The sequence below is a fragment of the Nocardia higoensis NBRC 100133 genome, assembly GCF_000308595.1.
In the GTDB taxonomy this organism is placed as follows: Bacteria; Actinomycetota; Actinomycetes; order Mycobacteriales; family Mycobacteriaceae; genus Nocardia; species Nocardia higoensis.
This window is the reverse complement of sequence record NZ_BAGA01000076.1, coordinates 1-7,769: the sequence shown is the minus strand read 5'-3', so window position 1 is coordinate 7,769 and position 7,769 is coordinate 1. Positions and strand designations below refer to the sequence as shown.

The 7,769-nt window shown below is 72.6% G+C and carries 4 protein-coding genes and 1 pseudogene; 3 read left to right on the top strand and 2 right to left on the bottom strand.

All coding sequences use genetic code 11. From position 1 onward, the window contains the following. Together ON26_RS12440 and recC are read right to left on the bottom strand one after the other, a co-directional pair. A pseudogene (locus ON26_RS12440) lies at positions 1 to 977 on the bottom strand (UvrD-helicase domain-containing protein); the annotation flags it as partial. A 17-nt stretch (positions 978 to 994) separates the two neighbouring features. Further along, positions 995 to 4,354: an exodeoxyribonuclease V subunit gamma gene (recC, locus tag ON26_RS12435; protein WP_040796256.1), complete on the bottom strand. Its 3,360-nt coding sequence runs from the start codon at positions 4,352 to 4,354 to the stop codon at positions 995 to 997. Positions 4,355 to 4,538: 184 nt separating this feature from the next. Here recC and ON26_RS12430 point away from each other — a divergent pair, with 184 nt between their 5' ends. The 3 genes from ON26_RS12430 (at position 4,539) to ON26_RS12420 (ending at position 7,357) form a co-directional block, all read left to right on the top strand. Further along, positions 4,539 to 4,745: a hypothetical protein gene (locus tag ON26_RS12430; RefSeq protein ID WP_040796255.1), complete on the top strand. Its 207-nt coding sequence runs from the start codon at positions 4,539 to 4,541 to the stop codon at positions 4,743 to 4,745. A 138-nt stretch (positions 4,746 to 4,883) separates the two neighbouring features. Next, on the top strand, positions 4,884 to 5,771 hold the full coding sequence (locus tag ON26_RS12425) for a serine hydrolase (RefSeq protein WP_040796254.1): 888 nt from the start codon (positions 4,884 to 4,886) through the stop codon (positions 5,769 to 5,771). Positions 5,772 to 5,926: 155 nt separating this feature from the next. Continuing rightward, the gene (locus ON26_RS12420) at positions 5,927 to 7,357 is read left to right on the top strand and encodes an NAD(P)/FAD-dependent oxidoreductase (RefSeq protein WP_040796253.1); all 1,431 of its coding nucleotides are present in this window, start codon (positions 5,927 to 5,929) and stop codon (positions 7,355 to 7,357) included. Positions 7,358 to 7,769 lie beyond the last annotated feature (412 nt).

Genomic DNA, 7,769 nt, shown 5'->3' with positions numbered 1-7,769 from the left:
CGGCGAGAGCGACGGCATCGAGGTAACTGAGCACCTCGGCGCCGCGGAAGGCGTAGATGGCCTGTTTGGGGTCGCCGACGAGCACCAGGGTGCGGTGGCCGTGGAAGCAGCCGCGCAGGATGTCCCATTGCAGCGGGTCGGTGTCCTGGAACTCGTCGACCAGCGCGACGCGGAAGCGCGACCTGATCCGGGCGCGGGCGGCGGGGCCGTGACCGGGATCGGCGAGCACGTCGTGCAACAGCACCAGCAGGTCGTCGAAATCGCGCACTCCGGCGAGGCGTTTGCGGCGTTCGGTCTCGGTGCGCACCGCCTCGGCGAAGGCCACCCGCTCACCGGCCGCGCCCTCGTCCTCCGGCACGAGGCGCGCCTGGCGGTCGCGGATGGCCTCGCGAGCCAGTGCGTGCGCCTCACGCAGCGTGAACGGCGGCTGGGTGCGGGCGTAGCGGTGCAGGTAGAGGTCTTCGACCACGGCGTGCACCAGGTCGTCGACGGCTTCGACCAGGCGCGCGGCCGGGTCGCGCTCGCCGGCGACGCCGAGCTCGTCGAGCATGCGCTGACAGAAACTGTGGGTGGTCGCGATGGTGCCCGCGTCGAAATCGGACAGCGCGGCGAGCAGCCGGGCCCGGCGCAGGCGCACTTCGTCGTCGGGGGCGGCGGCGAGGTGGGCGATCAGTTCGTCGTCGGCGGCGCGGGCGGCCCCCGGATCGGCCAGGGCCGTCGCGACGGCGACGAAGCGGTCCCTGGTGCGCTCGCGCAGTTCCCGGGTGGCCGAGCGGGAGAAGGTGACCAGCAGCAGTTCGGAGATCCGCACCCCGGCTTTCGGCGACGTATCGCACGGCGAGACCGACGATCGCGTAGGTCTTGCCGGTGCCCGCGCTGGCCTCGAGCACCGTGGTGCCGGAGGGCAGCGGCGCGCACAGGTCGAAGGTGTCGCCGCCGGGCAGCCCGTCCGCGATCGTGGTCGCGCGGGGCGGGATGGTCGTGGGGGGAACGGTCACGGCTGCCTCTGCGTTTCCGCGGCCAGCAACGGCGCCCACAGCCGTACGGCCAGCGCGCCGAATCGGGTCGGCTCACCGGCGGTTCCGGCGGGCGCTGGGGTGGTCAGGAGATGGTCCAATCGCGGGGCCGGGCCGAGGACGTAGCGCAGATGCCGGTCGGCGTGGTCCCCGAAGGCGCTGAAACCCTCTGCCTTGCCGTTGAATTCGCGCTCCGCGGCGAGGACCGCGTCCTCGGTCGTGCCGCCGCGCACCCGCCGGTCGGCGTAGGCGGCCGAGGCGGCGGGCGTGAGCGGCAGCGGCTCGGTGAGGCCCTCGTCGCGCAGGCGCACCAGGTCGCGCAGCACGGTGAGGGCGTCCGGGCGGTCCGGTGCGACGAGTTCGCACCGCCAGGCCGGACGCCGCCAGCCGCCGCGCCCCGTGGTGACCGCGCGCCACGGCCGGTCCTCGGCGGCGGCCAGCGCCAGCAGGCCCACCCAGGCCGCGATCCGGTGCCTGGCCTTCACCTGCGAGTAGGTGGTACGCACCAGCGCGTCACCGCGCACCTCCGGGACGGTGCCGACCAGCCTGCGGCCGTCGCCGAGGTCCACCGAGATGTCGACCGCGCGCGGTTCGGCGGCGTAATCGGGTGCGGCGGCGCGCACCAGGGTCTCGACGGTGTGCTCGATCTCGGCGAGCACGGCCGCACCCAGCTGGAACGGCGGCAGCGTGCCGCGCCGCCATTCGGCCCGGCGCAGCGCCGCGGGGTCGGCGCCGTTGAGCCGGGCGGCCAGCATCCGTTCGCCCACTTCCCATTTGGCCAGCCCGTCCAGTTCGATGGGCAGGTTCTCGGCGATGTCCTCCTCGTGTTCGGGCACCCGCAATCCGAGTCGCTGCCACAGGAATCCGCGGATCGGGTGCTCGGCGAAGGAGATCAGTTCCGACAGCGCCACATCGGCGCGTTCCGGCGCCGGGAGCGGTGCGGCCAGCAGCGGCGGCGCCGGGCGCGCGATCGCGGCGGCGGCGCGAGCCCCCTCGAGTGCGACGGGGTCGAAGCTACGGGGGCGGGCCGGATCGAAATTGCGGCGGTCGAAGCTCTGCAGCGGATGCCGGGTGACCACGGTGGTCATGGCCTCGTCGCCGACGTGCGCGCGCACCGCGTCGAGCAGCTCGGCGACCGGAATCGCCGGTGGCCGAACCGATCCCGTCACCGGGTCGGCGCCGGTGTGGAAGATCAGCAGCCGCTCGCCCGCCGCGCGCACGGCATCGAGCAGCAGCTGGCGATCCTCGCCGCGGGCGTCGCGCTCCCCCGGCAGCGGCTCGCGCGCGAGCACGTCGTCGCCGTCCACGCCACCGGCGCGCGGGAACACGTCGTCGTCGAGACCGAGCAGCACCACCACCCGGTGCGGCACCGAGCGCATCGGCACCATCGTGCAGACGGTCAGCTCGCCGGTGCGGAAATTGGCGCGGGTGGGCCGGGCGGCAAGACGTTCGGTGAACAGCACCGTGACGTCGGCCAGCCGCAGCGGCACGTCCGCGGCGGCACCATCGGCGGGGCCGCCGGCGGACCCGGTGGCGGCGGCGATCTCGGCGCGGGCCTCGGTGCGGATCCAGGCCTGGTTCTCCGGCACGTCGGTGAGCAGGTCCAGCGCGCGGCCGAGCACGTGCGCCCACTCGCTCGCCGGGCGCGGGCCGCGCAGATCGCGCAGGCACACCGCCAGGCGGTCGATGAATTCGGCGAAGCGACCGGCCAGATCGACGTCGTTGCTGTCCACATCGGCCAGTGGCAACGCCAGATCGAGCCAGTCGTCGCCGGATTCGTCGGCGGTCACGCCGAGCAGGATGCGGTCCACGGCGCCGTTGAGGGTGTTCTGCGCGAAATCCGCGAGTCCGAACGCCTGGCGCTGCCGCGCGCCGATGCCCCAGCGCGCACCGGAGGCGGCGGCCCATTCGCGCAACCGCTCGATGGCATCGTCGTCGAAACCGCATCGGCGGCGCACGGTCTCGGCGGCGGCCAGGTCGAGGACCTGCGTCACCGTGACACGACCGTCGGCCAGTTCCAGCAGGGTACGTGCCACCGCGAGCAGCGGATTGGTCACGCCGCGACCACGATCGGCCAGTCGCACCCGCAGCAGCTGGGCCGGATGGGCCTGCTCGCCCGGCTCCTCACCGCCGCGCGCCCCGAAGGCGGCCCGCACCAGCGGCGCGAAGGTCTCCACCTCGGGGCACATGACCAGCACGTCACGGGGCTCCAGGGTGTCGTCGGCGGCGAACAGCGCCAGCAGCCGATCACGCAGCACCTCCACCTGCCGGGCCGGTCCGTGGCAGGCGTGCACCTCGACGGTGCCGTCGGCCGCGACCCGCTCGACGGGCGGCCAGACGTCGTCGCGCAGGCCCGCCTGCAAGGCGTGCAGCAGGGTGGGCTCGTCCGGGGTGGCCTGCGGGAGGTAGCCGTCGGCGTCCTCGCACACCGCGCTGCCGGACAGCCGCTGCTGCAGTTCGCGGACCTCGCGCGCCAGCCCGGCGAGCAGCGGATGCCGCACCACCGCGGCGCTGGTGTCCTCGGCCCGGGATCCGGCCGGGCGGTGGCCGGCGAGCGCGCGCCACATGGCCGGGCTCGGATGCACCAGCCACAGGTGCACCTCGCGGTGCGCGCCGAGGGCGTCGAGCACGGCGAGCTGATCGGTCGCCAGCCTGGTCACGCCGAACAGGGAGAGCCGGTCGGGCAGTTCCACCAGGGACGGCTCGGCGCGCAGCTTCGCGCAGGCGTCGGCCAGGCGCTCGGCGGGGGCGGGCACGCCTACCTCTTCGCGGACCATCCGCCACAGTCGCGGCTGCCAGCGCAGATCCTCGGGCACCCGGCCGCCCGCGCCGTCGCCCTCGCCGCCGCGCGCCCAGTCGAGCACCAGCTCGGGACGCTGTGCGCCGTAGCTGTCGAACAGCGCGGCCAGGTGCGCGGCGGTGGCGTAGCGCCTGCCGATGCGATGGTCACGTCCACCCGAGGCCGCGCCGAGATAGCGGGCGGGCACCGCGCACCACGGCTCGGTGACCGCGCGGTCCAGCGCCCGCAGGACCGGCCACACCAGCCGCTCGCGACCCCACGGATCCTGCTCCGGATCGATGCCCGTGCAGGCGGCGAGGACGCCGGCGACCAGTGCGGCGGGTGACGGGAAGTCGATGTTCGCCGCGATCCCGTCGGACCCGTTCGCGGACACCCCGAGGGTTCCGGACAACCGTTGCGTGAGCCAGCGCTCGACGCCCTTGGCGGGCACCGCGATCACCTCGGGCGCGAACGGATCCGCTTGCGGCACCGCCGATCGCGCGGCGAGCGCGTCGACCAGAGTGTCCGCGCGCTCGGCCCGATGGATGTGCAGCGGCATGGTCCGTTTATACGTCAGCGACCGGCGCGCAACTCCCCCGGCCCGCCCGCCGGGAGTGAGTTGGAACACACCCGGGCGCGAGAGCCGGTCGTGTCACCGTCGATCGCACGCGGTGATATGCCACAGTCTCCTCCCACAGGGGGGCTACCGGAAACGAGTCGTGTCGAAAGGCTGGTCCGCGTTCATGGGTGCGAGGGTCCTCCCGCTGGTCCCGAAGGACGGTTTCACCGTGCGTCGCGTAGGTGAGCGCTGGGAACTGGTCAACACCCGGCACTACGGGCGCGCGGTGGTCCTGCACACCTGGCCCCGCGATCGGCATTCGGAGGCGTTCGAGCACTGTCACCGGCTCAACGGCCGCGCCGTCGAGGACCTGCGCGCCGCCCTCCGCTGAGCCGCCGCGCCACGCGTTCGCGAAATACCGTGCGGCGCAATCGAATCCTCCGCGACACCGGCATCAGCGCGTCTAGCACATCCGCACGCCGAGCTCAAGACGTGCATCTGACGCTCAGGTGTGCGATCGTCGTCCCTCGTGCGTTCTCCCAAGGCCGCCACCGGGGCCATTCCCCGCGTGGCCGCAACCGCTTGTGTCCTTGCCGCCGCGGCGATCTTGATCCCCAGCGCGCCCGCCTTCCTCCCCGGCGCCGCGGCGCCGATCGCCCACGCCGCGCCCGGCGGCTGCTTCGACAATTTCGACTGCGATCTGAGCAACCGGATCCGCAGCGCCGACCAGTACCTGGCGGGCAGACCGGGCGTCACCGGGTACGTGCTGCGCGACCGCGTGTCCGGCGCCGTCTACGCCAACGAGCACGCCGAGGACTCGGTGTGGACCGCCTCCACCATCAAGCTCGCCATCGCCGCCGACCTGCTCAATCGCGCCCGCGTCGGCGCGCTCGTGCTCACCCCCGAGGACCGCGGCCTGATGGAGTCCATGATGGCCACCTCCAACGACACCGCCACCGATCTGCTGTGGAACAAGCACGCGGGCGCGGACCGGATGGCCTACAACAACGCGTTCCGGGCCAACGGGATGGTGAACCTGGTGCCGCTGCCGACCAACGGTCCGCTGTTCCCGGACTGGTCGTACCAGAAGTGCACCCCCGCCGACCTGGACCGGCTGATGGGCCACGTCCTGGACGTCATGCACCCCGACGACCGGGCCTACCTGCTGGATCTGATGCGCAGGGTCGACCCCAACCAGCACTGGGGCGTGTGGGGCGCGGGCGCGTCGATGCGTCCCGGCCTGAAGAACGGCTGGTCGCAGGAGGAAGGCGGCTGGGTGGTCAACTCGGTCGGTTTCGCCGGTCCCGGTGAGCGCTACACCCTGTCGATCATGACCGCGATGGGCTCCGAGGGCGGCTACACCGAAGGCGCCGAGACGGATACGAAGCTCGCGGAGATCCTGCTCGCCGGCCGCTGATCTTTCGCTGTCGCCGCACCCGCCGCGAGTCCGGCGGTGGGTGCGGCGCACACGCCGTAATGCCCTCTCGTCGTGACGCCCGCCGACCGGCCGACTACGGTTAGGCCTGTCAACCGTTGGCGGGGCGAGCCCCTGGTCTGTCGAGGAGCACGACGATGAGCACTCAGCCAGTCGAGAAGCGTCGTCACCAGGTGGTGGTGATCGGCTCCGGCTTCGGCGGCCTGTTCGGCACCAAGCACCTCAAGCACGCCGACGTGGACGTCACTCTCATCTCCAAGACTTCCACCCATCTGTTCCAGCCGCTGCTCTACCAGGTCGCCACCGGCATCCTCTCGGTCGGTGAGATCGCGCCCGCCACCCGGCTCGTGCTACGCAAGCAGAAGAACGTCCGGGTACTGCTCGGCGAGGTCACCGACATCGACCTGGAGAACAATACGGTCAGCTCGCGCTTGCTCAACCACGACACCGTCACGCGGTTCGACAGCCTCATCGTGGCGACCGGCGCTCAGCAGTCCTACTTCGGCAACGACCAGTTCGCCACCTATGCGCCGGGCATGAAGACCATCGACGACGCGCTCGAACTGCGCGGGCGCATCCTCGGCGCGTTCGAGGGCGCCGAGGTGGCGACCTCGCCGCAGGTCCGCGATCGGCTGCTGACCTTCGTGGTCATCGGCGCGGGCCCCACCGGTGTGGAGCTGGCCGGGCAGATCGCCGAGCTCGCCGACCGCACACTCGAGGGCACCTTCGACAATTTCGATCCGCGCGACGCGCGGGTGATCCTCATCGAGGGCGCGGGCGCGGTGCTCGGCCCGATGGGCCCCAAGCTCGGTGCGAAGGCGCAGCGGCGGCTCGAGCGGATGGGCGTGGAGATCCAGCTCAACGCGATGGTCACCGATGTCGACGCGCACGGCGTGACGGTCCGCGATCCCGACGGCACCACCCGGCGCATCGAATCCTCGTGCAAGGTGTGGTCGGCGGGCGTGCAGGCCAGCCCGCTGGGCAAGATGCTGGCCGAGCGCTCCGAGGGCACCGAAATGGACCGGGCGGGCCGGGTCATCGTCGAACCCGACCTCACCATCAAGGGCCATCCGAACGTCTTCGTGGTCGGCGACCTGATGTCGGTGCCCGGGGTGCCCGGGCAGGCGCAGGGCGCGATCCAGGGCGCGACCTACGCCGCCAAGCAGATCAAGGCCGGCCTCGAAGGGCTGCCGCCGGAGGAGCGCAAGCCCTTCAAGTACTTCAACAAGGGCAGCATGGCGACGGTGTCGCGGTTCAGCGCCGTCTGCCAGGTCGGCAAGCTGGAGTTCGGCGGCTTCATCGCCTGGCTGGCCTGGCTGGGCCTGCACCTGTACTACCTGATCGGCTACCGCAGCCGCCTGATCACCTGCATCCAGTGGTTCGTCACCTTCCTCGGCCGCAGCCGGGGTCAGATGGCGGCCACCGAGCAGTGGGTGTTCGCCCGGCTCGCGCTGGAACAGGTCAACGACGATCAGGACGACGCGGACGAACTCGCCGCGGCGCTCGGCGCGCCGCCGTCGCCCGAGCGTGCGCCGGGTCGGAATGCCGCCGACCAGCGCGCGTCCTGACCCGACGGCGACCGGTTCGCCCTCGCCTCGCTTTTCGTCGGAGTAGCTCGCACCGGCCCGATCGGCCGGGCTACTTCGCCGTTCCGGCGTCCGCCGCCCGATTCGCGACTCGGAGCCACCCCGGAAGATCGCTGCCCGCGCGGCACGACGCGACAGCCGGCAACCACCGCGCCGAGGCGGCCGCCGTCAGGACCCCGCCGCGGGGATTCGGCGCAGGCCGGTCGTCACGACCGATACCGGGCCGGCCGATAGCGCGCCCCGCCCGCCGGTGTTCAGCGCATCCGGTGCATGTGCTGCCCCGCCGGTGCCGGGCCGCGTGCCGGGTTGGGCAGCATGCCGAGTTCGTGCAGCATGCCGGTGCCGGGCAGCATGCCGGGGTCGGGCAGCATGCCGAGTTCGCGCAGCATGCCGG

Bases quoted from the DNA above. Each gene is read 5' to 3' on its own strand.
- recC (WP_040796256.1), bottom strand. From the start codon at position 4,354: ATGCCGCTGCACATCCATCGGGCCGAGCGCGCGGACACTCTGGTCGAC.
- ON26_RS12430 (WP_040796255.1), top strand. From the start codon at position 4,539: ATGGGTGCGAGGGTCCTCCCGCTGGTCCCGAAGGACGGTTTCACCGTG.
- ON26_RS12420 (WP_040796253.1), top strand. From the start codon at position 5,927: ATGAGCACTCAGCCAGTCGAGAAGCGTCGTCACCAGGTGGTGGTGATC.